Source organism: Escherichia sp. WS1451, from assembly GCF_046487365.1.
GTDB lineage: Bacteria > Pseudomonadota > Gammaproteobacteria > Enterobacterales > Enterobacteriaceae > Escherichia > Escherichia coli.
Window position 1 is genome coordinate 122320 of sequence record NZ_JBJQJP010000002.1, and the last position, 26419, is coordinate 148738.

The 26419-nt window shown below is 50.7% G+C and carries 25 protein-coding genes; 14 read left to right on the forward strand and 11 right to left on the reverse strand.

The window, feature by feature from the left end; genetic code table 11:
* The first annotated feature begins 74 nt into the window (after positions 1-74).
* The 3 genes from znuA (at position 75) to lpxM (ending at position 3436) form a co-directional block, all read left to right on the forward strand.
* A complete protein-coding gene (znuA, locus tag ACJHX7_RS03430; RefSeq protein WP_011076428.1) occupies positions 75-1007 on the forward strand; it encodes a zinc ABC transporter substrate-binding protein ZnuA in 933 nt (310 codons plus the stop codon).
* 15 nt (positions 1008-1022) lie between these two features.
* The gene (gene mepM, locus ACJHX7_RS03435; RefSeq protein WP_001184045.1) at positions 1023-2345 is read left to right on the forward strand and encodes a murein DD-endopeptidase MepM; all 1323 of its coding nucleotides are present in this window, start codon (positions 1023-1025) and stop codon (positions 2343-2345) included.
* A gap of 119 nt (positions 2346-2464) precedes the next feature.
* The gene (gene lpxM / locus ACJHX7_RS03440; RefSeq protein ID WP_094029617.1) at positions 2465-3436 is read left to right on the forward strand and encodes a lauroyl-Kdo(2)-lipid IV(A) myristoyltransferase; all 972 of its coding nucleotides are present in this window, start codon (positions 2465-2467) and stop codon (positions 3434-3436) included.
* A 131-nt stretch (positions 3437-3567) separates the two neighbouring features.
* Here the strand turns inward: lpxM and pyk are convergent, their stop codons facing one another.
* Both pyk and hexR read right to left on the reverse strand, forming a co-directional pair.
* A complete protein-coding gene (gene pyk, locus ACJHX7_RS03445) occupies positions 3568-5010 on the reverse strand; it encodes a pyruvate kinase (RefSeq protein WP_000091149.1) in 1443 nt (480 codons plus the stop codon).
* Positions 5011-5137: 127 nt separating this feature from the next.
* Positions 5138-6007: a DNA-binding transcriptional regulator HexR gene (gene hexR, locus ACJHX7_RS03450; RefSeq protein ID WP_001056694.1), complete on the reverse strand. Its 870-nt coding sequence runs from the start codon at positions 6005-6007 to the stop codon at positions 5138-5140.
* 337 nt (positions 6008-6344) lie between these two features.
* Here hexR and zwf point away from each other — a divergent pair, with 337 nt between their 5' ends.
* The 3 genes from zwf to kdgA all read left to right on the forward strand — a co-directional run bounded on the left by zwf (position 6345) and on the right by kdgA (position 10544).
* Positions 6345-7820 (forward strand): glucose-6-phosphate dehydrogenase, encoded by a 1476-nt coding sequence (gene zwf, locus ACJHX7_RS03455; RefSeq protein WP_000301727.1) that lies wholly within the window; start codon positions 6345-6347, stop codon positions 7818-7820.
* A gap of 234 nt (positions 7821-8054) precedes the next feature.
* Positions 8055-9866, forward strand: a complete 1812-nt coding sequence (gene edd, locus ACJHX7_RS03460) for a phosphogluconate dehydratase (RefSeq protein WP_001069467.1) — start codon at positions 8055-8057, stop codon at positions 9864-9866.
* Between the two features lie 36 nt (positions 9867-9902).
* Positions 9903-10544, forward strand: coding sequence for a bifunctional 4-hydroxy-2-oxoglutarate aldolase/2-dehydro-3-deoxy-phosphogluconate aldolase (kdgA, locus tag ACJHX7_RS03465; RefSeq protein ID WP_000800512.1), 642 nt, complete (start codon positions 9903-9905; stop codon positions 10542-10544).
* 54 nt (positions 10545-10598) lie between these two features.
* On the opposite strand, the gene purT is transcribed toward kdgA, so the two are convergent.
* Positions 10599-11777: a formate-dependent phosphoribosylglycinamide formyltransferase gene (purT, locus tag ACJHX7_RS03470; protein WP_410231527.1), complete on the reverse strand. Its 1179-nt coding sequence runs from the start codon at positions 11775-11777 to the stop codon at positions 10599-10601.
* A 133-nt stretch (positions 11778-11910) separates the two neighbouring features.
* Between purT and yebG the strand changes: the two genes are divergently transcribed.
* The 4 genes from yebG (at position 11911) to ptrB (ending at position 15878) form a co-directional block, all read left to right on the forward strand.
* Complete coding sequence (yebG, locus tag ACJHX7_RS03475; RefSeq protein WP_000257738.1) at positions 11911-12201, forward strand: DNA damage-inducible protein YebG; 291 nt, start codon at positions 11911-11913, stop codon at positions 12199-12201.
* 66 nt (positions 12202-12267) lie between these two features.
* Positions 12268-12624, forward strand: a complete 357-nt coding sequence (gene yebF, locus ACJHX7_RS03480) for a protein YebF (RefSeq protein WP_001295500.1) — start codon at positions 12268-12270, stop codon at positions 12622-12624.
* A gap of 325 nt (positions 12625-12949) precedes the next feature.
* A complete protein-coding gene (locus tag ACJHX7_RS03485) occupies positions 12950-13609 on the forward strand; it encodes a tellurite resistance TerB family protein (RefSeq protein WP_094029618.1) in 660 nt (219 codons plus the stop codon).
* 208 nt (positions 13610-13817) lie between these two features.
* A complete protein-coding gene (ptrB, locus tag ACJHX7_RS03490) occupies positions 13818-15878 on the forward strand; it encodes an oligopeptidase B (protein ID WP_094029619.1) in 2061 nt (686 codons plus the stop codon).
* Here the strand turns inward: ptrB and exoX are convergent.
* From exoX to holE, 3 genes are all read right to left on the reverse strand, one after another.
* Positions 15875-16537: an exodeoxyribonuclease X gene (gene exoX, locus ACJHX7_RS03495; RefSeq protein WP_000944256.1), complete on the reverse strand. Its 663-nt coding sequence runs from the start codon at positions 16535-16537 to the stop codon at positions 15875-15877. The two genes, ptrB and exoX, sit on opposite strands and share 4 nt — an antisense overlap.
* Before the next feature lie 23 nt (positions 16538-16560).
* Positions 16561-17217 carry a carbon-nitrogen hydrolase family protein YobB gene (yobB, locus tag ACJHX7_RS03500; protein ID WP_000011651.1) on the reverse strand — a complete coding sequence of 219 codons (657 nt, stop codon included), beginning with the start codon at positions 17215-17217 and terminating at the stop codon, positions 16561-16563.
* 101 nt (positions 17218-17318) lie between these two features.
* A complete protein-coding gene (gene holE, locus ACJHX7_RS03505) occupies positions 17319-17549 on the reverse strand; it encodes a DNA polymerase III subunit theta (RefSeq protein ID WP_000916763.1) in 231 nt (76 codons plus the stop codon).
* A gap of 138 nt (positions 17550-17687) precedes the next feature.
* Between holE and yobA the strand changes: the two genes are divergently transcribed.
* The 4 genes from yobA (at position 17688) to pphA (ending at position 20344) form a co-directional block, all read left to right on the forward strand.
* Positions 17688-18062 carry a CopC domain-containing protein YobA gene (gene yobA, locus ACJHX7_RS03510; protein ID WP_000168747.1) on the forward strand — a complete coding sequence of 125 codons (375 nt, stop codon included), beginning with the start codon at positions 17688-17690 and terminating at the stop codon, positions 18060-18062.
* A 3-nt stretch (positions 18063-18065) separates the two neighbouring features.
* The gene (gene copD, locus ACJHX7_RS03515; protein WP_094029620.1) at positions 18066-18938 is read left to right on the forward strand and encodes a copper homeostasis membrane protein CopD; all 873 of its coding nucleotides are present in this window, start codon (positions 18066-18068) and stop codon (positions 18936-18938) included.
* 12 nt (positions 18939-18950) lie between these two features.
* Positions 18951-19292 carry a YebY family protein gene (locus tag ACJHX7_RS03520; RefSeq protein WP_000976472.1) on the forward strand — a complete coding sequence of 114 codons (342 nt, stop codon included), beginning with the start codon at positions 18951-18953 and terminating at the stop codon, positions 19290-19292.
* A 395-nt stretch (positions 19293-19687) separates the two neighbouring features.
* A complete protein-coding gene (pphA, locus tag ACJHX7_RS03525) occupies positions 19688-20344 on the forward strand; it encodes a protein-serine/threonine phosphatase (protein WP_000814509.1) in 657 nt (218 codons plus the stop codon).
* Here pphA and ACJHX7_RS03530 read toward each other — a convergent pair whose 3' ends face one another.
* The 5 genes from ACJHX7_RS03530 to yebS all read right to left on the reverse strand — a co-directional run bounded on the left by ACJHX7_RS03530 (position 20345) and on the right by yebS (position 26399).
* Entirely contained in the window at positions 20345-20536 is a 192-nt protein-coding gene (locus ACJHX7_RS03530) for a YebW family protein (RefSeq protein ID WP_001296140.1), read from the reverse strand.
* A 104-nt stretch (positions 20537-20640) separates the two neighbouring features.
* Positions 20641-20877, reverse strand: coding sequence for a YebV family protein (locus ACJHX7_RS03535; protein WP_001295499.1), 237 nt, complete (start codon positions 20875-20877; stop codon positions 20641-20643).
* 117 nt (positions 20878-20994) lie between these two features.
* Positions 20995-22434, reverse strand: coding sequence for a 16S rRNA (cytosine(1407)-C(5))-methyltransferase RsmF (rsmF, locus tag ACJHX7_RS03540; protein WP_032171865.1), 1440 nt, complete (start codon positions 22432-22434; stop codon positions 20995-20997).
* A gap of 79 nt (positions 22435-22513) precedes the next feature.
* Positions 22514-25147 carry a lipid-binding membrane homeostasis protein YebT gene (gene yebT / locus ACJHX7_RS03545; protein WP_094029621.1) on the reverse strand — a complete coding sequence of 878 codons (2634 nt, stop codon included), beginning with the start codon at positions 25145-25147 and terminating at the stop codon, positions 22514-22516.
* A complete protein-coding gene (yebS, locus tag ACJHX7_RS03550) occupies positions 25116-26399 on the reverse strand; it encodes a membrane integrity lipid transport subunit YebS (protein ID WP_094029622.1) in 1284 nt (427 codons plus the stop codon). The genes yebT and yebS overlap by 32 nt, the downstream gene beginning before the upstream one ends.
* Positions 26400-26419 lie beyond the last annotated feature (20 nt).

Consider the following 26419-nt stretch of genomic DNA (forward strand, 5'->3'; position numbering starts at 1 on the left):
ATTTTAGTCTTGCAGTAGTCATGAAATGTTATAATATCACACTTCTCATATTCATTACGATGATTGGTCGCATTATGTTACATAAAAAAACGCTTCTTTTCGCAGCATTATCTGCCGCTCTCTGGGGCGGTGCAACACAGGCCGCAGATGCTGCCGTTGTCGCTTCGCTTAAACCCGTTGGGTTCATCGCTTCTGCCATTGCTGATGGGGTAACAGAAACGGAGGTGTTACTACCTGACGGCGCTTCAGAACATGATTATTCACTGCGTCCATCAGATGTAAAACGCTTACAGAACGCGGACTTAGTCGTTTGGGTTGGCCCGGAGATGGAAGCGTTCATGCAAAAACCGGTAAGTAAATTACCAGAAGCGAAACAGGTAACGATTGCGCAGCTAGAGAATGTGAAACCGCTGCTGATGAAAAGTATTCACGGCGATGATGATGATCACGACCACGCGGAAAAAAGTGACGAAGATCACCATCACGGCGATTTCAACATGCATCTTTGGCTTTCCCCAGAGATAGCGCGGGCTACAGCGGTTGCAATCCATGGAAAATTAGTGGAACTTATGCCGCAAAGTCGAGCCAAACTTGACGCCAACCTGAAGGATTTTGAGGCACAATTAGCCTCAACCGAAAAGCAGGTTGGTAACGAGCTCGCGCCGCTCAAGGGAAAAGGTTATTTCGTTTTTCACGATGCTTACGGCTATTTCGAAAAACAGTTCGGACTGACACCGCTTGGTCATTTTACCGTTAACCCTGAGATTCAACCTGGCGCGCAGCGTTTACATGAAATAAGAACACAGTTGGTTGAGCAAAAAGCAACCTGCGTTTTTGCTGAGCCACAGTTCAGGCCAGCGGTCGTTGAGAGCGTCGCACGAGGGACATCCGTTCGTATGGGAACGTTGGATCCCCTGGGGACGAATATCAAACTGGGTAAAACAAGCTATTCAGAATTCCTGAATCAATTAGCCAACCAGTATGCGAGCTGCCTGAAAGGAGATTAATGAGGAAGTGATTACGTGCAACAGATAGCCCGCTCTGTCGCCCTGGCGTTTAATAATTTACCGCGACCACACCGCGTTATGTTGGGGTCGCTCACCGTTCTTACTCTGGCCGTCGCTGTCTGGCGGCCCTATGTTTATCACCGCGATGCCACGCCAATTGTCAAAACCATTGAGCTGGAACAGAACGAAATTCGTTCGCTCTTACCTGAAGCCAGTGAGCCGATTGATCAAGCTGCACAAGAAGATGAAGCCATTCCCCAGGATGAACTGGATGACAAAATCGCCGGTGAAGCGGGCGTGCATGAATATGTTGTTTCCACTGGCGATACGCTAAGCAGCATTCTCAATCAGTATGGTATTGATATGGGTGATATCACCCAATTGGCTGCTGCCGACAAAGAATTGCGTAACCTGAAAATCGGTCAACAACTCTCCTGGACATTAACCGCGGACGGCGAACTGCAGCGCCTCACCTGGGAAGTGTCTCGTCGTGAAACCCGAACCTATGACCGTACTGCCGCTAACGGTTTTAAAATGACCAGCGAAATGCAGCAAGGAGAGTGGGTCAACAATCTGCTGAAAGGTACCGTCGGGGGAAGCTTTGTTGCCAGCGCCAGAAACGCCGGTTTAACCAGCGCCGAAGTGAGCGCAGTGATTAAAGCCATGCAGTGGCAAATGGATTTCCGCAAACTGAAAAAAGGCGATGAATTTGCGGTGTTAATGTCACGAGAAATGCTTGATGGTAAACGTGAGCAAAGCCAGCTGCTGGGCGTACGTTTGCGTTCAGAAGGTAAAGATTATTACGCAATCCGCGCTGAAGATGGCAAATTCTACGATCGTAACGGTACTGGTCTGGCGAAAGGATTCTTGCGATTCCCGACGGCGAAACAGTTCCGTATCTCGTCTAACTTTAACCCGCGTCGTACTAATCCGGTGACTGGTCGTGTTGCGCCACACAGAGGTGTTGATTTCGCCATGCCACAGGGTACGCCGGTGCTTTCAGTGGGTGACGGTGAAGTGGTGGTTGCCAAACGCAGTGGCGCAGCAGGTTATTATGTGGCTATTCGTCATGGTCGCAGCTACACCACGCGTTATATGCACTTGCGCAAGATTCTGGTGAAACCGGGACAGAAGGTGAAACGTGGCGACCGTATCGCGCTTTCCGGTAATACCGGACGTTCAACCGGGCCGCATCTGCACTATGAAGTATGGATAAACCAGCAGGCCGTAAACCCGCTGACGGCAAAACTGCCGCGTACCGAAGGGCTGACCGGCTCCGATCGTCGCGAATTCCTGGCACAGGCCAAAGAGATTGTGCCGCAGCTACGGTTTGATTAATTAACATCCATTCGCAGCCGGTACGCAGTCAGTACCGGCTTTTTTTATTTGGTGCGGGGCAAGTTGCGCCGCTACACTATCACCAGATTGATTTTTGCCTTATCCGAAACTGGAAAAGCATGGAAACGAAAAAAAATAATAGCGAATACATTCCTGAGTTTGATAAATCCTTTCGCCACCCGCGCTACTGGGGAGCATGGCTGGGCGTAGCGGCGATGGCGGGTATCGCTTTAACGCCGCCAAAGTTCCGTGATCCCATTCTGGCACGGCTGGGACGTTTTGCCGGACGACTGGGAAAAAGCTCACGCCGTCGAGCGTTAATCAATCTGTCGCTCTGCTTTCCAGAACGTAGTGAAGCTGAACGCGAAGCGATTGTTGATGAGATGTTTGCCACTGCGCCGCAAGCGATGGCAATGATGGCTGAGTTGGCAATACGCGGGCCGGAGAAAATTCAGCCGCGCGTTGACTGGCAAGGGCTGGAGATCATCGAAGAGATGCGGCGTAATAACGAGAAAGTGATCTTTCTGGTGCCGCACGGTTGGGCCGTCGATATTCCTGCCATGCTGATGGCCTCGCAAGGGCAGAAAATGGCAGCGATGTTCCATAATCAGGGCAACCCGGTTTTTGATTATGTCTGGAACACGGTGCGTCGTCGTTTTGGCGGTCGTCTGCATGCGAGAAATGATGGTATTAAACCATTCATCCAGTCGGTACGTCAGGGGTACTGGGGATATTATTTACCCGATCAGGATCATGGCCCAGAGCACAGCGAATTTGTTGATTTCTTTGCCACCTATAAAGCGACGTTGCCCGCGATTGGTCGTTTGATGAAAGTGTGCCGTGCGCGCGTTGTACCGCTGTTTCCGATTTATGATGGCAAAACGCATCGTTTGACGATTCAGGTGCGCCCACCGATGGATGATCTGTTAGAGGCGGATGATCAAACGATTGCGCGGCGGATGAATGAAGAAGTCGAGATTTTTGTTGGTCCGCGACCAGAACAATACACTTGGATATTAAAATTGCTGAAAACTCGCAAACCGGGCGAAATCCAACCGTATAAGCGCAAAGATCTTTATCCCATCAAATAAAAAAAGCCTCTCGCGAGGAGAGGCTTCCGCCGTGTGATAAGTTCAAGTTTGCTTCAGAAGATTCGAAATCTGTTGAACTATCATTGAACTGTAGGCCGGATGAGGCGTTTTCGCCGCATCCGGCAACGTACTTACTCTACCGTTAAAATACGCGTGGTATTAGTAGAACCCACGGTACTCATCACGTCGCCCTGGGTGACAATCACCAGGTCACCAGACATCAAGTAACCTTTATCGCGCAGCAGATTAACCGCTTCGCTGGCAGCTGCTACGCCGTCATTAGCGCTATCAAAGTGCACCGGCGTAACGCCGCGATAGAGAGCAGTCAGGTTCAGCGTACGTTCATGGCGTGACATGGCGAAAATTGGCAGACCAGAGCTGATACGGGAGGTCATCAGCGCCGTACGACCCGATTCGGTCATGGTGATGATCGCCGTAACGCCTTTCAGGTGGTTAGCCGCGTACATTGCTGACATGGCAATAGCTTCTTCCACATTGTCGAACTGCACGTCCAGACGGTGTTTAGAAACGTTGATGCTCGGGATTTTTTCCGCACCCAGGCAAACGCGCGCCATGGCTGCAACAGTTTCTGACGGGTATTGACCAGCAGCAGTTTCTGCCGACAGCATCACAGCGTCAGTACCATCCAGAACGGCGTTTGCTACGTCCATGACTTCTGCACGCGTCGGCATCGGGTTAGTAATCATTGACTCCATCATCTGGGTCGCCGTGATTACTGCGCGGTTAAGCTGACGCGCACGACGGATCAACGCCTTCTGAATGCCGACCAGTTCCGGATCGCCAATTTCCACACCGAGGTCGCCGCGAGCAACCATTACCACGTCAGAGGCGAGGATGATGTCATCCATTGCCTCCTGGCTGCAAACGGCTTCCGCACGTTCAACCTTGGCAACAATTTTCGCATCACATCCTGCATCACGTGCCAGGCGACGGGCATAGTTCAGATCTTCGCCGCAGCGTGGGAAGGAGACAGCAAGGTAATCTACGCCAATCAACGCCGCAGTCTTAATGTCTGCTTTGTCTTTTTCGGTCAGCGCTTCAGCTGACAAACCGCCGCCAAGTTTGTTGATACCTTTATTGTTGGAGAGGGGACCACCGACGGTCACTTCGGTGAACACTTTCATGCCCTGGACTTCCAGTACTTTTAACTGGACGCGACCATCGTCCAGCAGCAGGATGTCACCAGGCACAACGTCAGCAGGCAGGCCTTTGTAGTCGATACCGACTTTTTCTTTGTCGCCTTCACCTTTACCCAGGTTGGCGTCGAGCAGGAATTTATCCCCAATATTGAGGAAAACTTTGCCTTCTTTAAAGGTGGATACACGGATTTTGGGCCCCTGGAGGTCACCCAGAATAGCCACATGACGCCCCAGTTTTGCGGCAATCTCACGAACTTTATCCGCGCGCATTTTGTGATCTTCAGGCGAGCCGTGAGAAAAATTCATACGTACAACGTTGGCACCCGCCGCGATAACTTTTTCAAGGTTATTATCGCGATCTGTTGCCGGGCCTAACGTGGTAACGATTTTAGTTCTGCGAAGCCTTCTGGACATGTAATACTCCGTTGACTGAAACAACCAGGTGTTGCTTGAACATGAAATCCGAATGAAATAACGCCGCGATGGCGATAAATTAATCTCATTCGGATGTCGTATAAGATTAGGACAGTGACAGTCGTTTTTAGCGATCGTCACTTAAATTAAGTAACTGCTTATCAAAACGCGATTCCTTCAGCGCTTCCTTGACCCGCTTCAAGTTATCTCTGAATTTTGCACCGCGCCGCAAAGTAAATCCTGTCGCCAGCACATCTATCACGGTCAGCTGTGCAAGTCGAGAAACCATGGGCATATAAATGTCAGTATCTTCCGGTACGTCGAGGGTAATAGCCAGCGTTGCTTCCCGGGCGAGCGGGGTACCCGCAGAGGTGAGGGCAATTACCATAGCGTCGTTTTCGCGTGCCAGTTGCGCCAGCTCGACCAGATTTTTTGTTCTTCCAGTATGAGAAATCAGCACCACCACGTCTCCGTCGCTACAATTCATACAACTCATGCGTTGCAGCACAATATCATCGGAGTACACAACTGGAACATTAAAACGAAAGAACTTATTCATCGCATCGTGGGCAACGGCGGCTGAAGAGCCTAATCCGAAAAAGGCGATTTTTTTTGCCTGAGTGAGCAAGTCGACGGCGCGGTTGATGGCAGATTTATCCAGTGAATGACGGACATGATCGAGCGTTGCCATTGCGGACTCAAATATTTTCCCCGTGTATGATTCAACGCTGTCATCTTCATTGACGTTGCGATTAACATAGGGAGTGCCATTCGCCAGACTTTGTGCCAGATGAAGTTTAAAATCAGGAAAACCGCGCGTGTCCATGCTGCGACAGAAACGATTCACCGTCGGTTCGCTAACATTGGCTTCCAGCGCCAGAGCAGCAATACTCGAATGGATCGCGTTATCGGGCGAAGCCAGAATGACCTCGGCAACTTTGCGCTCTGATTTGCTCAAATGTTCCAGCTGAGACTGGATTTTTTCCAGCATATTCATGATGTAAAGAGACTCACGGGTAATGACGATTTCCGCACTGAAAGAAATCGAAATGCAGTTTTGCCAGATATTACGCCTGTGTGCTGTGTTAATGACAAAAGCAGATAAAAAAGTTGTTATTTTTTTTCATAACATGATCAGTGTCAGATTTTTACCCAATGGAAAACGATGATTTTTTTATCAGTTTTGCCGCACTTTGCGCGCTTTTACCGTAATCGCACGGGTGGATAAGCGTTTACAGTTTTCGCAAGCTCGTAAAAGCAGTACAGTGCACCGTAAGAAAATTACAAGTATACCCTGGCTTAAGTACCGGGATAGTTAACTTAAGGAGAATGACATGGCGGTAACGCAAACAGCCCAGGCCTGTGACCTGGTCATTTTCGGCGCGAAAGGCGACCTTGCGCGTCGTAAATTGCTGCCTTCCCTGTATCAACTGGAAAAAGCCGGTCAGCTCAACCCGGACACCCGGATTATCGGCGTAGGGCGTGCTGACTGGGATAAAGCGGCTTATACCAAAGTTGTCCGCGAGGCGCTCGAAACTTTCATGAAAGAAACCATTGATGAAGGTTTATGGGACACCCTGAGTGCACGTCTGGATTTTTGTAATCTCGATGTCAATGACACTGCTGCATTCAGCCGTCTCGGCGCGATGCTGGATCAAAAAAATCGTATCACCATTAACTATTTTGCCATGCCGCCCAGCACTTTTGGCGCAATTTGCAAAGGGCTTGGTGAGGCAAAACTGAATGCTAAACCGGCACGCGTAGTCATGGAGAAACCGCTGGGGACGTCGCTGGCGACCTCGCAGGAAATCAACGATCAGGTTGGCGAATACTTCGAGGAGTGCCAGGTTTACCGTATCGACCACTATCTTGGTAAAGAAACGGTGCTGAACCTGTTGGCGCTGCGTTTTGCTAACTCTCTGTTTGTGAACAACTGGGACAATCGCACCATTGATCATGTTGAGATTACCGTGGCAGAAGAAGTGGGGATCGAAGGGCGCTGGGGCTATTTTGATAAAGCCGGTCAGATGCGCGATATGATCCAAAACCACCTGCTGCAAATTCTTTGCATGATTGCGATGTCTCCGCCGTCTGACCTGAGTGCAGACAGCATCCGCGATGAAAAAGTCAAAGTACTGAAGTCTCTGCGCCGCATTGACCGCTCCAACGTGCGCGAAAAAACCGTACGCGGGCAATATACTGCGGGCTTCGCCCAGGGCAAAAAAGTGCCGGGATATCTGGAAGAAGAGGGCGCGAACAAGAGCAGCAATACAGAAACCTTCGTGGCGATCCGCGTCGACATTGATAACTGGCGCTGGGCCGGTGTGCCATTCTACCTGCGTACTGGTAAACGTCTGCCGACCAAATGTTCTGAAGTCGTGGTCTATTTCAAAACACCTGAACTGAATCTGTTTAAAGAGTCGTGGCAGGATCTGCCGCAGAATAAACTGACTATCCGTCTGCAACCTGATGAAGGCGTGGATATCCAGGTACTGAATAAAGTTCCTGGCCTTGACCACAAACATAACCTGCAAATCACCAAGCTGGATCTGAGCTATTCAGAAACCTTTAATCAAACGCATCTGGCAGATGCCTATGAACGTCTGCTGCTGGAAACCATGCGTGGTATTCAGGCACTGTTTGTACGTCGTGATGAAGTGGAAGAAGCCTGGAAATGGGTAGACTCCATTACTGAGGCGTGGGCGATGGACAATGATGCGCCGAAACCGTATCAGGCCGGAACCTGGGGACCCGTTGCCTCAGTGGCGATGATTACCCGGGATGGTCGTTCCTGGAATGAGTTTGAGTAATATCTGCGCTCATCCTTTATGGTTATTTTACCGGTAACATGATCTTGCACAGATTGTAGAACAATTTTTACACTTTCAGGCCTCGTGCGGATTCACCCACGAGGCTTTTTTTATTACACTGACTGAAACGTTTTTGCCCTATGAGCTCCGGTTACAGGCGTTTCAATCATAATTTCCATGTATGAAACGCGTTGTGAATCATCCTGCTCTGACAACTCAATTTCAGGAGCCTTTATGAATCCACAATTGTTACGCGTAACAAATCGAATCATTGAACGTTCGCGCGAGACTCGCTCTGCTTACCTCGCCCGGATAGAACAAGCGAAAACTTCGACCGTTCATCGTTCGCAGTTGGCATGCGGTAACCTGGCACACGGTTTCGCTGCCTGCCAGCCAGAAGACAAAGCCTCATTGAAAAGCATGTTGCGTAACAATATCGCCATCATCACCTCCTATAACGACATGCTCTCCGCGCACCAGCCTTATGAACACTATCCGGAAATCATTCGTAAAGCTCTGCATGAAGCGAATGCGGTTGGTCAGGTTGCGGGCGGTGTTCCGGCGATGTGTGATGGTGTCACCCAGGGGCAGGATGGAATGGAATTGTCGCTGTTAAGCCGCGAAGTGATTGCGATGTCTGCGGCGGTGGGGCTGTCCCATAACATGTTTGATGGTGCGCTGTTCCTCGGTGTGTGCGACAAGATTGTCCCGGGTCTGACGATGGCAGCCCTGTCGTTTGGGCATTTGCCTGCGGTGTTTGTGCCGTCTGGACCGATGGCAAGCGGTTTGCCAAATAAAGAAAAAGTGCGTATTCGCCAGCTTTATGCCGAAGGTAAAGTGGACCGCATGGCATTACTGGAGTCAGAAGCCGCGTCTTATCATGCGCCGGGAACATGTACTTTCTACGGTACTGCCAACACCAACCAGATGGTGGTGGAGTTTATGGGGATGCAGTTGCCAGGCTCTTCTTTTGTTCATCCGGATTCTCCGCTGCGCGATGCTTTGACCGCAGCCGCTGCGCGCCAGGTTACACGCATGACCGGTAATGGTAATGAATGGATGCCGATCGGTAAGATGATAGATGAGAAAGTGGTGGTGAACGGTATCGTTGCACTGCTGGCGACCGGTGGTTCCACTAACCACACCATGCACCTGGTGGCGATGGCACGCGCGGCCGGTATTCAGATTAACTGGGATGACTTCTCTGACCTTTCTGATGTTGTACCGCTGATGGCACGTCTCTACCCGAACGGTCCGGCTGATATTAACCACTTCCAGGCGGCAGGTGGCGTACCGGTTCTGGTGCGTGAACTGCTCAAAGCAGGCCTGCTGCATGAAGATGTCAATACGGTGGCTGGCTTTGGTCTGTCTCGTTATACCCTTGAACCATGGCTGAATAATGGTGAACTGGACTGGCGGGAAGGGGCGGAAAAATCACTCGACAGCAATGTGATCGCTTCCTTCGAACAACCTTTCTCTCATCATGGTGGGACAAAAGTGTTAAGCGGTAACCTGGGCCGTGCGGTTATGAAAACCTCTGCCGTGCCGGTAGAGAACCAGGTGATTGAAGCACCAGCGGTTGTTTTTGAAAGCCAGCATGACGTTATGCCGGCCTTTGAAGCGGGTTTGCTGGACCGCGATTGTGTCGTTGTTGTCCGTCATCAGGGGCCAAAAGCGAACGGAATGCCAGAATTACATAAACTCATGCCGCCACTTGGTGTATTATTGGACCGGTGTTTCAAAATTGCGTTAGTTACCGATGGACGACTCTCCGGCGCTTCAGGTAAAGTGCCGTCAGCTATCCACGTAACACCAGAAGCCTACGATGGCGGGCTGCTGGCAAAAGTGCGCGACGGGGACATCATTCGTGTGAATGGACAGACAGGCGAACTGACGCTGCTGGTAGACGAAGCGGAACTGGCTGCTCGTGAACCGCACATTCCTGACCTGAGCGCGTCACGCGTGGGAACAGGACGTGAATTATTCAGCGCCTTGCGTGAAAAACTGTCCGGTGCCGAACAGGGCGCAACCTGTATCACTTTTTAAGACGACAAATTTGTAATCAGGCGAGAGAAAACTCTGATGAAAAACTGGAAAACAAGTGCAGAATCAATCCTGACCACCGGCCCGGTAGTACCGGTTATCGTGGTAAAAAAACTGGAACACGCGGTGCCGATGGCAAAAGCGTTGGTTGCTGGTGGGGTGCGCGTTCTGGAAGTGACTCTGCGTACCGAGTGCGCAGTTGACGCTATCCGTGCTATCGCCAAAGAAGTGCCTGAAGCGATTGTGGGTGCCGGTACGGTGCTGAATCCACAGCAGCTGGCAGAAGTCACTGAAGCGGGTGCACAGTTTGCAATTAGCCCGGGTCTGACCGAGCCGCTGCTGAAAGCTGCTACCGAAGGGACTATTCCTCTGATTCCGGGGATCAGCACTGTTTCCGAACTGATGCTGGGTATGGACTACGGTTTGAAAGAGTTCAAATTCTTCCCGGCTGAAGCTAACGGCGGTGTGAAAGCCCTGCAGGCGATCGCGGGTCCGTTCTCCCAGGTCCGTTTCTGCCCAACAGGTGGTATTTCTCCGGCTAACTACCGTGACTACCTGGCGCTGAAAAGCGTGCTGTGCATCGGTGGTTCCTGGCTGGTTCCGGCAGATGCGCTGGAAGCGGGCGATTACGACCGCATTACTAAGCTGGCGCGTGAAGCTGTAGAAGGCGCTAAGCTGTAAAAGTCAAAATGCCCGATCGAGGATCGGGCATTTTGGTAGCGTTTTTTGCCGGGTTTAACCCTGTACTTTTACCTGTCCGGCGGCGTGCTTCGCGCGTTCAATGGCGTCAACAACACTCTCTGCAGTAGCCAGTGCTACCCCCAGACGACGGCTGCCATCAATTTCCGGCTTACCAAATAAACGAATCTGTAAATCTGCGCCTACGGCATTCTGCACATTATCAAACGTGACATTCTGACTGGTCAGTTGTGGCAGAATAACGGCAGAAGCTGCAGGACCATACTGACGGATCCCGCCAACCGGAAGTCCGAGAAAGGCTCGCACATGCAGGGCAAACTCCGAGAGATCCTGAGAAATTAGCGTCACCATCCCGGTGTCATGCGGGCGAGGGGAGACTTCACTGAAAATCACCTCATCACCACAGACAAACAGCTCGACACCAAACAGCCCATAACCGCCCAGTGCCAGCACCACTTTACGGGCAATCTCCTGCGCACGTTCAAGGGCAAGCGTGCTCATTTGTTGTGGTTGCCAGGATTCACGATAGTCGCCATCTTCCTGGCGATGACCTACCGGTGCACAGAAATGGACGCCATCCACCGCGCTGACGGTTAGCAGGGTAATTTCGAAATCAAACTTAACGACGCCTTCAACAATTACACGGCCCGCTCCGGCGCGACCGCCTTGCTGAGCGTACTCCCATGCCTGAGCAAGTTGCTCTGCAGAACGAATAAACGTCTGCCCTTTACCGGAAGAGCTCATCACCGGTTTAACAATGCAGGGATAGCCGATGTCAGCAACCGCCTCGCGGAAAAGGTTTTCGCTATCGGCAAAACGATAAGTGGAAGTGGGCAGCTGCAGCTCTTCTGCCGCCAGGCGACGGATACCCTCGCGATTCATCGTTAATTTCGTTGCGCGCGCGCAGGGGACAACATTCAGTCCTTCCTCTTCAAGTTGGATCAGCATATCGGTGGCAATAGCTTCGATCTCCGGCACGATATAATGTGGTTTTTCCAGTTCAACCACACGGCGTAATGCATCACCATCAAGCATATTAATGACATGGGAGCGATGCGCGACATGCATGGCTGGTGCGTCGGCATAGCGATCGACGGCAATCACCTCTACGCCGAGACGCTGACACTCGATTGCCACTTCTTTACCCAGTTCACCGGAGCCTAATAACATCACGCGAGTTGCTGCCGGACGCAGCGCAGTGCCTAATAACGTCATAACGAATATCCCCTGATTAATTCCGCGCGCAGTATAAACGAAAACGTTTGCGCGTGTCTTTATTGTTGATGTTGATTTCCCAACCGAGAAGAAATATACTGTATAAAATCACAGTTATTATGAGAGGCTGCAAATGGCGGTTGAAGTTAAATACGTAGTCATTCGTGAGGGCGAAGAGAAAATGTCGTTTACCAGCAAAAAGGAAGCCGATGCTTATGACAAAATGCTTGATACGGCGGATCTGCTTGACACCTGGCTGACAAATTCTCCAGTGCAAATGGAAGACGAGCAACGTGAAGCCCTTTCGCTATGGCTGGCAGAACAAAAAGATGTGCTGAGCACCATTCTGAAAACCGGCAAATTACCGTCCCCACAGGTCGTCGGTGCTGAATCCGAAGAGGAAGATGCCTCACACGCGGCCTGAAGCAACTTGCGCTCCTGACAATTTGTACCATGCTTTCTCCTGAATCATTGTGCTATGGAGAAAAACATGAAAAAAAGAGGGGCGTTTTTAGGGCTGTTGTTGGTTTCTGCCTGCGCATCAGTTTTCGCTGCCAATAATGAAACCAGCAAGTCGGTCACTTTCCCAAAGTGTGAAGGTCTGGATGCTGCCGGAATTGCCGCGAGCGTAAAACGTGATTACCAACAAAATCGCGTGGCGCGCTGGGCTGATGATCAAAAAATTGTCGGTCAGGCCGACCCCGTGGCATGGGTCAGTTTGCAGGACATTCAGGGGAAAGATGATAAATGGTCAGTACCGCTAACCGTGCGTGGTAAAAGTGCCGATATTCATTACCAGGTCAGCGTGGACTGCAAAGCGGGAATGGCGGAATATCAGCGGCGTTAATGGCTTCTGATAATTCGATTGACCGTCGGCGGATGCGGCGCGAGTGCCTTGTCCGCCCACAACACACCACAATCGTAGGCCTGAGAAGACGCAACAGCGTCGCATCGGGCAATCAGCATCAAACAGTGCCACTCAAAACGTCAAACTACTTTCACCTAAAATACCCTTATCACCTGATATACAGTAAACACCTTACCTGGCGCGAATTTCTTTGAATAACGGCCTACCGACTCGCTTATTTGCGCATCTTTTGTCTCGATATACATTTTCTGACATCCTCATCCGCTATGCTACAGGCACTAAAAATGGTTATTGAGGAGCAAATATGGCTAACTGGTTAAATCAACTGCAATCCTTGCTTGGGCAAAGCCGTTCTTCTGTCTCCTCGTCTGCGGATCAGGGATTGGGCAAACTTTTAGTGCCAGGCGCATTAGGCGGACTGGCTGGGCTGCTGGTCGCAAATAAATCAGCACGTAAACTTCTTACGAAATATGGCACCAACGCGTTACTGGTTGGCGGCGGAGCGGTCGCGGGTACGGTGCTGTGGAATAAATACAAAGATAAAATTCGCGCGGCGCATCAGGACGAACCGCAGTTTGGCGCGCAAAGTACGCCGCTGGATGAGCGTACGGAACGTTTGATCCTTGCGCTGGTCTTTGCCGCTAAAAGTGATGGCCATATTGATGCCAAAGAACGTGCGGCAATCGACCAGCAATTGCGAGAAGCCGGTGTGGAAGAGAAGGGGCGTGTACTCATTGAGCAGGCAATCGAACAACCGCTGGATCCACAACGTCTGGCTACCGGGGTCCGCAATGAAGAAGAGGCGCTGGAAATCTATTTCCTGAGCTGCGCGGCTATTGATATTGACCATTTTATGGAACGCAGTTACCTGAATGCACTGGGTGATGCGCTGAAAATCCCCCAGGATGTTCGTGAAGGCATTGAACGCGATCTCGAACAACAAAAACGCACTTTGGCGGAATAATTCCGCTCTCAGGATAGCCTGAAGTTGAGTATTTCGGGCTATCCAGAACCGCACAGCCATTTGAACAGGCTGATTTTCTCTGTCTGCATAACATTCGATATCCGCGCCATTACCTGTCATCATCTAAGCAATGACTACCCTGTTTCGCTTGCATCCCCGGTGAGTTTTGCCACCCTTATAAGATGTTTCAACCAGAAAGAACAATAACATGCTACCAAAAGCCGCCCGCATTCCCCACGCCATGACGCTTCATGGCGATACGCGCATCGATAATTACTACTGGCTGCGGGACGATACGCGTTCTCAGCCGAAAGTCCTGGACTATCTGCAACAAGAAAATAGTTACGGTCATCGGGTGATGGCCTCGCAACAAGCCTTGCAGGATCGCATCTTAAAGGAAATCATCGACCGCATTCCGCAAAGAGAAGTTTCTGCTCCCTACATCAAAAATGGCTACCGCTATCGGCATATTTATGAACCAGGCTGTGAATATGCTATCTACCAGCGTCAATCGGCATTCAGCGAAGAGTGGGATGAGTGGGAAACATTGCTCGATGCCAACAAGCGCGCGGCGCACAGTGAGTTTTATTCGATGGGCGGAATGGCGATTACGCCCGATAACACCATTATGGCACTGGCAGAAGATTTTCTTTCCCGACGCCAGTACGGCATTCGTTTTCGTAATCTGGAAACAGGTAACTGGTACCCGGAACTGCTGGATAACGTTGAACCCAGCTTTGTCTGGGCGAATGACTCCTGGACTTTCTACTATGTTCGCAAGCATCCGGTGACGCTGCTGCCTTATCAGGTCTGGCGTCACGCCATCGGTACGCCAGCATCGCAGGATAAACTGATCTACGAAGAAAAAGACGATACCTATTACGTCAGCCTGCATAAAACGACCTCGAAGCACTATGTAGTCATTCATCTGGCCAGCGCCACCACCAGTGAAGTTCGCCTGCTGGACGCGGAAATGGCCGATGCCGAGCCGTTTGTTTTTCTGCCGCGCCGCAAAGATCACGAATACAGCCTTGATCACTACCAGCATCGTTTTTATCTGCGTTCCAACCGCAACGGCAAAAACTTTGGCTTATACCGTACCCGTATGCGTGATGAGCAACAGTGGGAAGAGTTAATTCCGCCACGCGAAAACATCATGCTGGAAGGGTTTACGCTGTTTACCGACTGGCTGGTGGTTGAAGAGCGTCAGCGCGGGTTAACCAGTTTGCGGCAAATTAACCGCAAGTCCCGGGAAGTCATTGGCATTGCCTTTGATGATCCGGCCTATGTGACCTGGATTGCCTACAATCCAGAACCTGAAACCGCGCGATTGCGTTATGGTTATTCTTCCATGACCACACCAGATACTTTGTTTGAACTGGATATGGATACCGGTGAGCGTCGTGTATTAAAACAAACGGAAGTTCCTGGTTTTGATGCGGCGAATTACAGCAGTGAACACCTGTGGATAGTCGCCCGTGATGGCGTCGAAGTTCCGGTTTCGCTGGTCTATCATCGCAAACATTTTCGCAAAGGACACAACCCGCTGCTGGTGTATGGCTACGGTTCTTACGGCGCAAGTATTGATGCCGATTTCAGTTTTAGCCGCTTGAGTTTGTTAGATCGTGGCTTTGTCTACGCCATTGTCCATGTTCGCGGCGGTGGTGAGCTGGGGCAACAATGGTACGAAGACGGAAAATTCCTGAAGAAGAAAAATACGTTTAATGATTATCTTGATGCCTGCGATGCATTGTTAAAACTGGGCTATGGATCACCTTCGCTCTGTTATGCGATGGGCGGGAGTGCCGGGGGCATGTTGATGGGCGTTGCAATTAATCAACGCCCGGAATTATTCCACGGCGTTATCGCCCAGGTACCGTTTGTTGATGTTGTAACAACGATGCTTGATGAATCAATTCCTCTTACCACTGGTGAGTTTGAAGAGTGGGGGAATCCGCAGGATCCGCAATATTACGAGTACATGAAAAGCTACAGCCCGTATGACAACGTCACCGCACAGGCTTATCCGCATTTACTGGTAACGACCGGTTTACACGATTCTCAGGTGCAATATTGGGAACCGGCAAAATGGGTCGCTAAATTGCGCGAGCTGAAAACCGATAACCATCTTTTATTGCTCTGTACCGACATGGACTCAGGCCATGGCGGTAAATCTGGTCGCTTTAAATCGTACGAAGGTGTAGCGATGGAATATGCTTTTCTGGTCGCGCTGGCGCAGGGAACATTACCCGCTACGCCTGAGGATTAAGTATTTTCCAGATAATGTTTCAGTGTTAAACGCAGCTCCGGGCTCATGCTGTCCAGGTTATTAAACAACCAGCGCAGATAGCCCGGATCGCGTTCGGCAACGTCGGAAACCGCTTTGCCACGGTATTTGCCAAAGGTGAAGGTCGTCATCAACGACGGACGTCCGGTGATATCGGCCATCTGTTCTGCCGTCCAGCCGGAGGTGTTCATAATATCGATAAGCAACGCAGCGGTGATATAACAGTCATATAACGCGCGGTGATGATGCAGGCCCGGCGGCGTCTGTACATTGAGCTTCCGTGTTTTATATAACGCCATATTGCTGTACTTGATCCCTGGCCACAAACGACGGGCCAGTTTCATAGTGCAAATCCACTCACCGGGCATCTCAGGCAGTACGCGGCGGTCAAAGCTGGCGTTGTGCGCGACATACCATTCACTACCGTAATAGTGTGGGATCACATCTTCAATCCACGGTTTATCGGCGACCATGGCTTCGGTGATGCGATGAATCGCCATCGCTTGTGGACTAATAGGACGATCGGGGCGCACCAGGTGGCTCATGGGGTTGACGATTTTTCCGTCAATGACATCAACAGAGGCAATCTCAACGATCCCTCCCTGCAAACCGCAGGTTTCTGTATCGATAATGCGCAACATGGCATGCTCCAGGCCGAAAAAGCCTAGCGTAATGGAATGATATCGCCTTGCCAACCCTGTGATGAACGCTGACCGACTAACAATAATGAACCACGATCGGCGCGAACGATGAGACGACCATGTTCATCCCATAGTGCACTGTTACCACGGGCATTTGCCATCAGCACAGCAATCGAGTACTGATGTGAAAAAAATTGTAAGCGACGGGCCGACGCCAGCAGGTCGGGTTCTCCCAGACATTGCCCTGTCGTAAACAGTGAACAGGTCGGGTCCATATCCATACCTTCCGGTTGTTCATCGACCACCGTGATGGTTCTGGAACGACGGCCCAGACATGCACCATGACTCTGATGGTAGATCCCAGGCGTTTTACGCCACGGTGCGAACACCGCAATTCCACGAATAAAGCGATCGTTATATTCAACGGGAAGGCCGGCAATGATAGTCATTCGCCAGGTCGTTGCAGCATAACAAAGCGGGTCTAATAGCGAGAGATCGGGTGGGGCAGGAAGGGCACGTCGCGAATAATCACACCCCAGTAAAGAAAGCGATGGAAAAACTAACAGCTGACATTGTTGCCTGGCGGCGGCCCTCACAAACTCCAGATGATGAGCTACCTGTTCGGTGAGTGAGGTTTTACGAGGCTCATATTGCGCTGCTGCAACTTTCCAGAACGACATAATGACTTCCTTTTCAAAATGACTGCAAATTATGGGTGCGGTTTAGAAAATACTCATAATTTAGCAGGCGTTATGTAAGAAAGTGTAACTATGTATAAGTTTTATTTAAGTTTGGGCTCGTAAGGTAAACGTGACAGATTGACCGAAGCCAAACGGTGGGCGATAAGCCGCTCGCGAAACCAGCTGCGCAAATGTTCAGGCTGTTCACGTTCAACCGCTTCAGCGATCACCGGCATATTGTAGCGTTCTTTAAATGCCACCCCTGCCGCCGCCAAATCGACATTCACTTTATCCATTTCTGTTTGATCCAGTTTAGCCAGATTCTTCAGCATTCTTAATCTCCTCATCATTCGCGGGCAAAAGTTACTAAGAGTGAGCCTGGATGGCAAGCCGGAATTGATGATCCTCGACTCAGACATTAGACAAGGTTATGCTCTGTAAAAAAGTTATTACAAAAAGGAATAGATAATATGGCTTCAACTGCACGCTCCCTTCGCTACGCGCTGGCAATCCTGACCACTTCGTTGGTGACACCTTCCGTCTGGGCACATGCGCATTTAACGCATCAGTATCCTGCGGCAAATGCACAAGTGACAGCAGCTCCGCAGGCAATCACTTTAAACTTCTCGGAAGGCGTTGAAACAGGATTCAGTGGTGCAAAAATCACGGGGCCAAAAAACGAAAATATTAAAACATTACCGGCGAAGCGGAATGAGCAGGACCAAAAGCAACTGATTGTTCCACTGGCCGATTCGCTGAAACCCGGAACCTACACCGTTGACTGGCATGTTGTTTCGGTGGATGGGCATAAAACGAAAGGACATTACACCTTTAGCGTGAAATAAATCATGCTGGCGTTTACCTGGATCGCGCTGCGATTTATCCATTTCACCTCGCTGATGTTGGTCTTTGGCTTCGCAATGTACGGTGCCTGGCTGGCACCCTTAACGATTCGTCGCTTGCTGACGAAGCGTTTTCTGCGTTTACAACAGCACGCTGCCGTCTGGAGTTTGATCAGTACCACGGCAATGCTCGCCGTTCAGGGCGGGTTGATGGGAACGGGATGGTCAGATGTATTTTCGCCAAACATTTGGCAGGCTATTTTGCAAACGCAGTTTGGTGGCGTCTGGTTATGGCAAATTGTTCTCGCCCTCGTAACGTTGATCGTCGCCCTTATGCAACCGCGGAATATGCCACGTTTGCTGTTTATGCTCACTACCGCGCAATTTTTTCTGCTGGCGGGAGTCGGGCATGCGACGCTGAATGAAGGGGTAACGGCGAAAATCCATCAGACTAATCACGCGATTCACCTGATTTGTGCGGCGGCGTGGTTTGGGGGATTACTGCCGGTGCTCTGGTGTATGCAACTCATCAAAGGCCGTTGGCGATACCAGGCTATTCAGGCGCTGATGCGTTTTTCCTGGTGCGGGCATTTTGCGGTGATCGGCGTACTGGCAAGCGGCGTGCTTAATGCATTGTTGATTACCGGATTTCCCCCCACGCTTACGACTTACTGGGGCCAACTCTTATTGCTCAAAGCCATCCTGGTGATGATTATGGTGGTCATCGCGCTGGCTAATCGTTATGTTCTTGTACCGCGCATGAGGCAGGATGAAGATCGTGCGGCACCCTGGTTTGTGTGGATGACTAAACTCGAATGGGCGATAGGTGCGGTAGTGCTGGTGATCATCAGCCTGCTTGCGACTCTCGAACCTTTTTGATGGATTACGAAAATGATGAAAAAAAGTATTCTGGCGTTTCTGTTACTCACCAGTTCTGCAGCGGCGCTGGCTGCACCGCAGGTGATTACCGTCAGCCGTTTTGAAGTGGGTAAAGACAAATGGGCGTTTAATCGCGAAGAGGTGATGCTGACTTGCCGACCAGGTAATGCTTTGTATGTCATTAACCCAAGTACCCTCGTGCAGTATCCTTTAAACGATATCGCACAAAAGGAAGTTGCCAGTGGGAAGACTAAAGCCCAACCCATTTCGGTGATTCAGATTGATGATCCTAACAATCCCGGCGAAAAAATGAGTCTGGCACCGTTTATAGAACGAGCTGAAAAACTCTGTTAATTACCTAAAATAGCCTTTTGATTTCCAATAAAAAAACCGCCTCAGTTCTTTCACCAGAACGGGCGGTTTTTAACATTTAAGCTGATGACCACCGCGCTTTTTATTGACCATTTTGCACGCAAACTGGAAAACCTGGCGTCGTCATCTATTCTTAAAGGGCAAGGCAACTAAGCCTGCATTAATGCCAACTTTTAGCGCACGGCTCTCTCCCAAGAGCCATTTCCCTGGACCGAATACAGGAATCGTGTTCGGTCTCTTTTTATCTGTTAAAAGCCAGAAGCATTCCCTTCGCTGACTTTATAGTCAACCATAACACACACTCTACTGTCTGAGTCCAGCGTTTTTTAACATTCTTGTTAAGATTATGTGATCTTTAGCGCGGGAGGAAAATATTGATGAAACAGACTGCGCCCGTTTATCAGAGAATTGCGGGTCATCAATGGCGACATATCTGGCTTTCAGGCGATATACACGGTTGTCTTGAGCAGTTGCGCCGCAAATTATGGCATTGTCGTTTTGATCCGTGGCGAGATTTACTTATCTCAGTGGGAGACGTTATCGATCGTGGGCAGCAAAGTTTACGTTGTCTGCAGTTACTGGAACAACATTGGGTTCGTGCGGTAAGAGGCAATCATGAACAGATGGCGATGGATGCGCTGGCATCCCGGCAGATGTCGTTGTGGTTGATGAATGGCGGCGACTGGTTTATTGCGCTGGCAGATTATCAACAGAAACAAGCGAAAACGGCGCTGGAAAAATGTCAGTATTTGCCCTTTATTCTTGAAGTACACAGTCGCACCGGCAAACATGTTATTGCCCATGCCGATTATCCGGATGATGTTTATGAATGGCAAAAGGACGTTGATTTGCATCAGGTCTTGTGGAGCCGCTCGCGATTAGGTGAACGCCAAAAAGGGCAGGGAATTACAGGTGCTGATCATTTCTGGTTTGGTCATACACCGTTGCGCCATCGCGTGGATATTGGCAACCTGCATTATATTGATACAGGTGCTGTCTTTGGGGGCGAACTGACTGTTGTGCAATTGCAATAATTAAAAATCACCGTATTCCTGTGCAGGTCGCCAGAAACCATCTATAAAATCCTCAATCGGAAAACAACCGCCATGGCGGATCCGTTGATCGCTCATAGAATAAAGACACTGCTGTTCCGTGTTGTAGACATCCACAACAATATCTTCACAACCGCCATCCAGGTAGCAAACAAAAAGTACCAGCGCGAACATTTCATCCCCGAAGTGTGGTGCCGTACCGTTAAGTTTAGGTGAGATTTTACAACGGGGGAATAACCAGGACAAATAACCCGCCATGCCGACGGGTTCTTTTTGGATCAGGCAAGACGCATAATCCAGGCATCAGATTGTTGATCGTAACGGGTACGGTAAAGGACAGAGTGTTCGCCATTTAGCAGGGCAGGGATACTGGTTTCAGCATCCCAGGCATCCAGTTGCATACATAAATCGGGGTCTGATTTACAAGGAATGGTTAACGTTCGATCACCCGGCGATTCGCCGTGTAATTCGCCGTCGTCGATTTCAAAAGCGCCTATGCGCACACTGGTTTTCATCTTCGTGCTCTCCATTTAGCTGCCGATTGTGGTACGACCAGTCCGATCGCACCATTTTTCAGCCTAGTTGAGGCAGCCGAATGTGCCAGTCAAAAAGTGCGCTTTTTTTGTGCGCTGTCAGGCGTTACCGGTAAAAAGTTTCCCGTCTCGCACCAGTTCACGCGGGTAGCTGTTTTTCAGTCGCGAACCAATTCGTTTGGCTAAACCAATCGGCTGATGCTGGAAAGTAACCAATACATCATCCGCTACTGGCGCGGCTTGCGGGTAAACATCGCGGCCGCGATACCACTCTTCCGCTTCCTGCGGTGTCAGTTCAAAAGCGTTCACATTGTCGGGGGAGGCAAGGGCAATAACCGCTTCATGCTGCCAGCGATAACCTTTGTTATGCGTTTCGGCAAGTTTAATCCCCAACCGAGAAAATCGGACTTTACCGATCAGGGCTTCAATGCCTACCGGGAACAACCACAGTTCTTTGTCGCGTTGCCAGAGTCGCAGGTTTCCATCCCAGTTTAAGCCAACACCTGCAGCCGCCTGACGAATTTGACCGGCTTCGCGATCTTTCACCGGGCTAAACGGGAAATTGCCCACTTTGTATTTTGGGGCGGGTAAGACGGGGATCGCCTGAGTTTTACGCAGACGAGCAACGAAGAAGCCTTCGCAGTCGTAAATTTGTGGGAAAATATGCAAAAAGCCTTCTTCGGTCAGCGCCTTATTTGCACCAGGGAAGAGATCGCCAAGCGGTAAAAACTCTACTGCTTCGGGGTAAGTCTCTTTCAGCCACAGGCAAACGGCTTCGTTTTCTTCCCTGTTTAAGGTACAGGTCGAGTAAACCAGCGTACCGCCAGGGCGTAATGCATGAAAGGCGCTGTCGATTAGTTCCCGTTGGGTCGCTGCGATTTCCTGATTGCTTTCTGGTGACCAGTTTTTTAGCGCATCGGGATCTTTACGCACCACGCCTTCGCCGGAGCAGGGAGCGTCCAGCAAAATGGCATCGAACATTTCTGGCAATGCCGCACCAAACACGCGGCCATCAAAATGTGTGAGCGCAACATTACTGATGCCACAGCGGCTGATATTGGCATGTAACACTTTTACCCGACTGGCGGAAAACTCATTGGCAAGGATCGCCCCTTCGTTATTCATCCGCGCGGCAATTTGCGTCGTTTTGGAGCCGGGCGCGGCAGCGACATCCATCACCCGCTGTGGTGCATTACCGTCAGCAAACAAGGCGGCAACAGGCAACATTGAACTGGCTTCCTGAATATAAAACAGGCCGCTTAAATGCTCTGCGGTACTACCCAACGGCAATGCATCTTCATCGTCGCGTTCAATCCAGAAACCTTCTTCACACCACGGAATAGGCGTAAGCGTCCAGTTATAAGGGGCGGTTAATTGCAGGAAATCAGCAACGGAGATTTTCAGCGTATTAACGCGAATGCTGCGGCGCAACGGGCGCTGACAGGCGGCAAGAAAATCATCAAAAGAGAGCGTCGAAGGCATTGCTTCGCGCATTTGCGTCAAAAAGGCGTCCGGGAAATAAACGGTGTGTTGGGCCACGAGCATATACCACTGGCAAAAAAACAGGCGCGCAGTTTAGCATAAACGCTCCGGCGCAGACACGCCGGAGCAGTGGGCATTATTTGGGAAGCGCAGTTCCCCATTCACGCCACTCTTTCGGTTCACTTTCCTGCAACAGGAAGTGCTTGCCTTCCTGGGCTTTTGGTGCCAGTGGCGTACCCGGAGGCGTGGCGAAGGCGATGCCGCCACGGATAAATTGGTTAAAGGTGCCGGTTTTCACTACGCCGCCCGTCAGACCAAAGTCCAGACTGTAACCTGATGCCAACCAGAAGACGGAATTGTTGCGCACCAGGTGTTGATAGCGTTTACTGATGCGCATCGCAATCATCACGCGATCAGACAATGTCCCCAGCGTCATTCCGGTAACCGTACCTACTTCCAGACCACGGAACAGCACAGGCGTACCAATACCTAACGAACCGGCTTCCGGCGCTTCAACAATAATGCTTAAGCCATCCAGGTAACGCGAATCAGTAATGGTGGCTTCTTGCAACTCAAAGTCGCGGCGAGGATTACCCCGACCTGGTTCGACGTTGATATACGGCTGGAGGATAGTATCAAGATGCTCAACGCCCGCGGCTGAAATTTGCGGTGTGACCACTGAGAAGCGCGTACCACCGCGAGCAAAGGTCTGGACATATTCCGGGTAAAGTACCGCCTTTGCCTGTACTTCATTGCGAGCGGTAATCAGATCCAGCGTCTGGATTTGCCCGATATCAATACCGAGATAGCGAATTGGCATCCCGACCGCCAGTTTTCCGGCATCGAAAGCGTGAAGCGTAATCTGCCCGCCAACCGCACGGGCCGCTGTTTCGGAAGCATACAGAATACGTTTGTCGCCTTTACGCTGACTGGCGCTGGCACCGCTGAGGTTATCGAAGCTAATGGCTCCCTTTAATGCTCTGGAGAGCGGGGATGCCTGTACGGTCAGGCCACTACCATTCAGCTGAACTTTCGCCCCGCCTTCTGCCCAGAACACGCTATTGCTGGTCAGAAGGTTGCGATACTCCGGCTTAATATGTAGATCGATATCAAACGCGTTAGCTCGCGGACGCACGGTAATAACTTCACCAACTTCAAATTTACGGTACAGCACTACCGATCCTGCCTGCACATCCGGCAGCGTCTCTGCACTCAAACTTAGGGTTGTGGTGGGTAAATCGCTAAGGCTGTTCTCCAGCGCTTTTTCCAGATTGGCATACAGTGGATAGCTGGCTTTCATCTCGCCTTTATCGCCCGGCAGAATACGTATCCCGCCGTTAATCCATTCTGAGGCGCTGGCTCCGAGAAACTCAACGCCATCCAGCCCCACCTTCACGTCGACACGGCTGTTGACGACAAATTTGCTATCGCCTTTTACCAGTTCTCGATGCTGAGGCTCGATGGCGACGGTAAAGGTGACGCCTTTGCTGGTGAGTTTACGATCAATAACCTGGCCTACCTGCACGCCGTGAAGAATGAGCGGCTGACCAGCATCAATACCGTAACTTTCCGGTGCTGTCAGGGTCAGTGTCAGAACATCAGGTTCATGCAGCAGTGCTTTTTCGCCTGGCACAACAACGAACTCTTTGCGTGGCTCGCCATCGCCGGGCACCAACTCAAAGGTTTTTCCGGTCAGCAGGGCGCTGAGATTGGCATCGCTAAGGGATAATTTCGGGTTGCGTAATTCGATGCGGGTATTTTCACGAAGCAGGGTGACGACGCTGGGATCAACGGTCATTTCCCCAGTGACTTTACCACCAGGATTTAAATCCAGTTTAGTCAGCTGTCCGACTTCCAGCCCCTGATACATTAACGGCGTCGAGTCGGCGGTTAATCCGGCCCCACTCGGCAGTTCCAGTTTTATTATTACGCCACGCTGGCTGTGGGCGAGATCTTCATACAGACCAAAGGTATCTTCCGCCTCGGCAGGTTTCGACTCTTCAGGTGAATCGAAGGCAATCGCACCGTTAACCAGTGCCGCCAGACTTTCCAGTTTCACCTTCGCGCCACTGATACTGACGTTGGCATCAACGCCGGAAACGTTCCAGAAACGGCTACCTTTTTTCACCAGATCGGTAAAACGCCGCTCGATCAGGACATCAATCACCACGCCTTGCTTATTGGGATTGATGGCATAGTCGTAGACTTTACCCACCGGGATCTTGCGGAAATAGACCAATGAACCACTGCTCAGTGAACCGAGATCGGGGGCTTGCAGGTGGATCATCAGATCGCCATTGTCCAGCCGATATTTCGGTTGGGTGTCGAGTGCGACAAAGTGATCCTGCTCTTTACCTTTACCCGGCATCATGCCGATATAATTACCACCGACGAGGGCGTCCAGCCCGGAGACACCTGCCAACGAGGCCTTTGGCGTCACCAACCAGAACTGTGTCTCTTCGCGCAGCGCATCTTTCATATCGGACTTGATGCTGACCTTGACTTCAATCTTACGAAGATCGTCGCTGAGGCTGATATCCTGCACTGTTCCAACTTCAACGCCCTGATAACGAACAGGCGTACGGCCTGGAACAATACCATCCGCCGACATAAAGTCGATGGTGACAGTATTACCCCGGTCCTGATAACTGTCCCAAATCAGCCAACCAGCCATCATTAGCGCGATGAACGGCAGCAGCCAGAAAGGTGAGATACGGCGTTTATTTTTAATCTGCGCTTCAGTCGTCGAAGCGGGCGTTTCCTGACTCATGTGCATCCCAAAGTAAGCGGCTGTCCAGCCATTCCACAGCAAGAATAGTCAAAATTACCGCTGCGCCGAAATAAAACGCAGCCGGTCCCATAGTAAAAGCGAGGATCTGATCGCGATTAATCAGCGACATGGTTAAAGATATGACAAACAGGTCGAGCATCGACCAGCGACCAATCCAGGTCACCATCCGCAGTAACAGAATGCGTGTGCGTAAACCTTGCTGGCATTTAAAATGAATACTCAACAGTAAAGTGAACATGACGATCACTTTAGTAAACGGTACCAGAATACTGGCGATAAACACGATTCCCGCAACCGCAATGTTGCTACTTGCCAGCGACATAATTCCGGAAAGAATCGTATCTTCCTGCCGACCACCATTCAGATAAATGATAGAGATAGGCAACAGGTTGGCAGGTAACAACAAAACGATTGACGCTAACAGCGCCGCCCAGCATTTTTGCAGACTATGACGGCGACGCAGGCGTAGCGGGATATGGCAACGCGGGCAGCGACCACGCTGATCAGGATAGCCGGTAAAATGACACCCAAGACAGACACGGAGTTTCTCGTCCCTTCGCGTAGCGGGGCACTGCGGATAAAATCGCTCCCACAGTTCTTCGACATTAAGATGTGACAACGTCACCGTCGTTAAAATCACCAACGCCACAAAAGAGAACAAGCCGACACCCGCCTGGATATGGGCATAATCCTGTACCTTTATAGAAGCAACGCCAATGCCGACCAGGTAGATATCGAGCATTACCCACTCTTTCAGTCGCTCAAGCATCAGCAGTACCGGACGTAAATTCATTCCCAGTCGGTTACCAAACCATAAATAAGCTATGGAGGTCACCAGAATAAGGGGGGCACCAATAACGCAAAAAAAGACCATCGACCCCGTTATCGCATCGCCCTGTTTGGTCATTTGCCAGATGCCTTGCATAACGTTGGCGTCAATACGGATGCCTAACAGCCAGATATGCAACAGCGGTTCGCCCCAGGCAAACGGCATAAGCAACAGCATGGTGAAGGCCATTGCCGCCAGGCGCGTTAGCGACCAGTCGCGCCCGTCACGAATTTTTGCCTGACAGCGCGGACAATAGGCACTTTGATGAGAATTTATCTCGGGCAGGCTAAACAGCATGTCACATTGCGGGCAACGTTGGTAATCACCACGCGGCAGTTCCTCACCGATAGCCCTCACTGTTATCTTTTTTGTCGGCGTAATTTGTGGTGTGTTAAGAGCCATGACGTGCCAAATGTAATAAG

Excerpts from the sequence above, each read along its gene's own strand:
- znuA (WP_011076428.1), top strand. The coding sequence starts at position 75 with ATGTTACATAAAAAAACGCTTCTTTTCGCAGCATTATCTGCCGCTCTC.
- lpxM (WP_094029617.1), top strand. The coding sequence starts at position 2,465 with ATGGAAACGAAAAAAAATAATAGCGAATACATTCCTGAGTTTGATAAA.
- pyk (WP_000091149.1), bottom strand. The coding sequence starts at position 5,010 with ATGTCCAGAAGGCTTCGCAGAACTAAAATCGTTACCACGTTAGGCCCG.
- hexR (WP_001056694.1), bottom strand. The coding sequence starts at position 6,007 with ATGAATATGCTGGAAAAAATCCAGTCTCAGCTGGAACATTTGAGCAAA.
- zwf (WP_000301727.1), top strand. The coding sequence starts at position 6,345 with ATGGCGGTAACGCAAACAGCCCAGGCCTGTGACCTGGTCATTTTCGGC.
- edd (WP_001069467.1), top strand. The coding sequence starts at position 8,055 with ATGAATCCACAATTGTTACGCGTAACAAATCGAATCATTGAACGTTCG.
- kdgA (WP_000800512.1), top strand. The coding sequence starts at position 9,903 with ATGAAAAACTGGAAAACAAGTGCAGAATCAATCCTGACCACCGGCCCG.
- purT (WP_410231527.1), bottom strand. The coding sequence starts at position 11,777 with ATGACGTTATTAGGCACTGCGCTGCGTCCGGCAGCAACTCGCGTGATG.
- yebG (WP_000257738.1), top strand. The coding sequence starts at position 11,911 with ATGGCGGTTGAAGTTAAATACGTAGTCATTCGTGAGGGCGAAGAGAAA.
- yebF (WP_001295500.1), top strand. The coding sequence starts at position 12,268 with ATGAAAAAAAGAGGGGCGTTTTTAGGGCTGTTGTTGGTTTCTGCCTGC.
- ACJHX7_RS03485 (WP_094029618.1), top strand. The coding sequence starts at position 12,950 with ATGGCTAACTGGTTAAATCAACTGCAATCCTTGCTTGGGCAAAGCCGT.
- ptrB (WP_094029619.1), top strand. The coding sequence starts at position 13,818 with ATGCTACCAAAAGCCGCCCGCATTCCCCACGCCATGACGCTTCATGGC.
- exoX (WP_000944256.1), bottom strand. The coding sequence starts at position 16,537 with ATGTTGCGCATTATCGATACAGAAACCTGCGGTTTGCAGGGAGGGATC.
- yobB (WP_000011651.1), bottom strand. The coding sequence starts at position 17,217 with ATGTCGTTCTGGAAAGTTGCAGCAGCGCAATATGAGCCTCGTAAAACC.
- holE (WP_000916763.1), bottom strand. The coding sequence starts at position 17,549 with ATGCTGAAGAATCTGGCTAAACTGGATCAAACAGAAATGGATAAAGTG.
- yobA (WP_000168747.1), top strand. The coding sequence starts at position 17,688 with ATGGCTTCAACTGCACGCTCCCTTCGCTACGCGCTGGCAATCCTGACC.
- copD (WP_094029620.1), top strand. The coding sequence starts at position 18,066 with ATGCTGGCGTTTACCTGGATCGCGCTGCGATTTATCCATTTCACCTCG.
- ACJHX7_RS03520 (WP_000976472.1), top strand. The coding sequence starts at position 18,951 with ATGATGAAAAAAAGTATTCTGGCGTTTCTGTTACTCACCAGTTCTGCA.
- pphA (WP_000814509.1), top strand. The coding sequence starts at position 19,688 with ATGAAACAGACTGCGCCCGTTTATCAGAGAATTGCGGGTCATCAATGG.
- ACJHX7_RS03530 (WP_001296140.1), bottom strand. The coding sequence starts at position 20,536 with ATGTTCGCGCTGGTACTTTTTGTTTGCTACCTGGATGGCGGTTGTGAA.
- ACJHX7_RS03535 (WP_001295499.1), bottom strand. The coding sequence starts at position 20,877 with ATGAAAACCAGTGTGCGCATAGGCGCTTTTGAAATCGACGACGGCGAA.
- yebT (WP_094029621.1), bottom strand. The coding sequence starts at position 25,147 with ATGAGTCAGGAAACGCCCGCTTCGACGACTGAAGCGCAGATTAAAAAT.
- yebS (WP_094029622.1), bottom strand. The coding sequence starts at position 26,399 with ATGGCTCTTAACACACCACAAATTACGCCGACAAAAAAGATAACAGTG.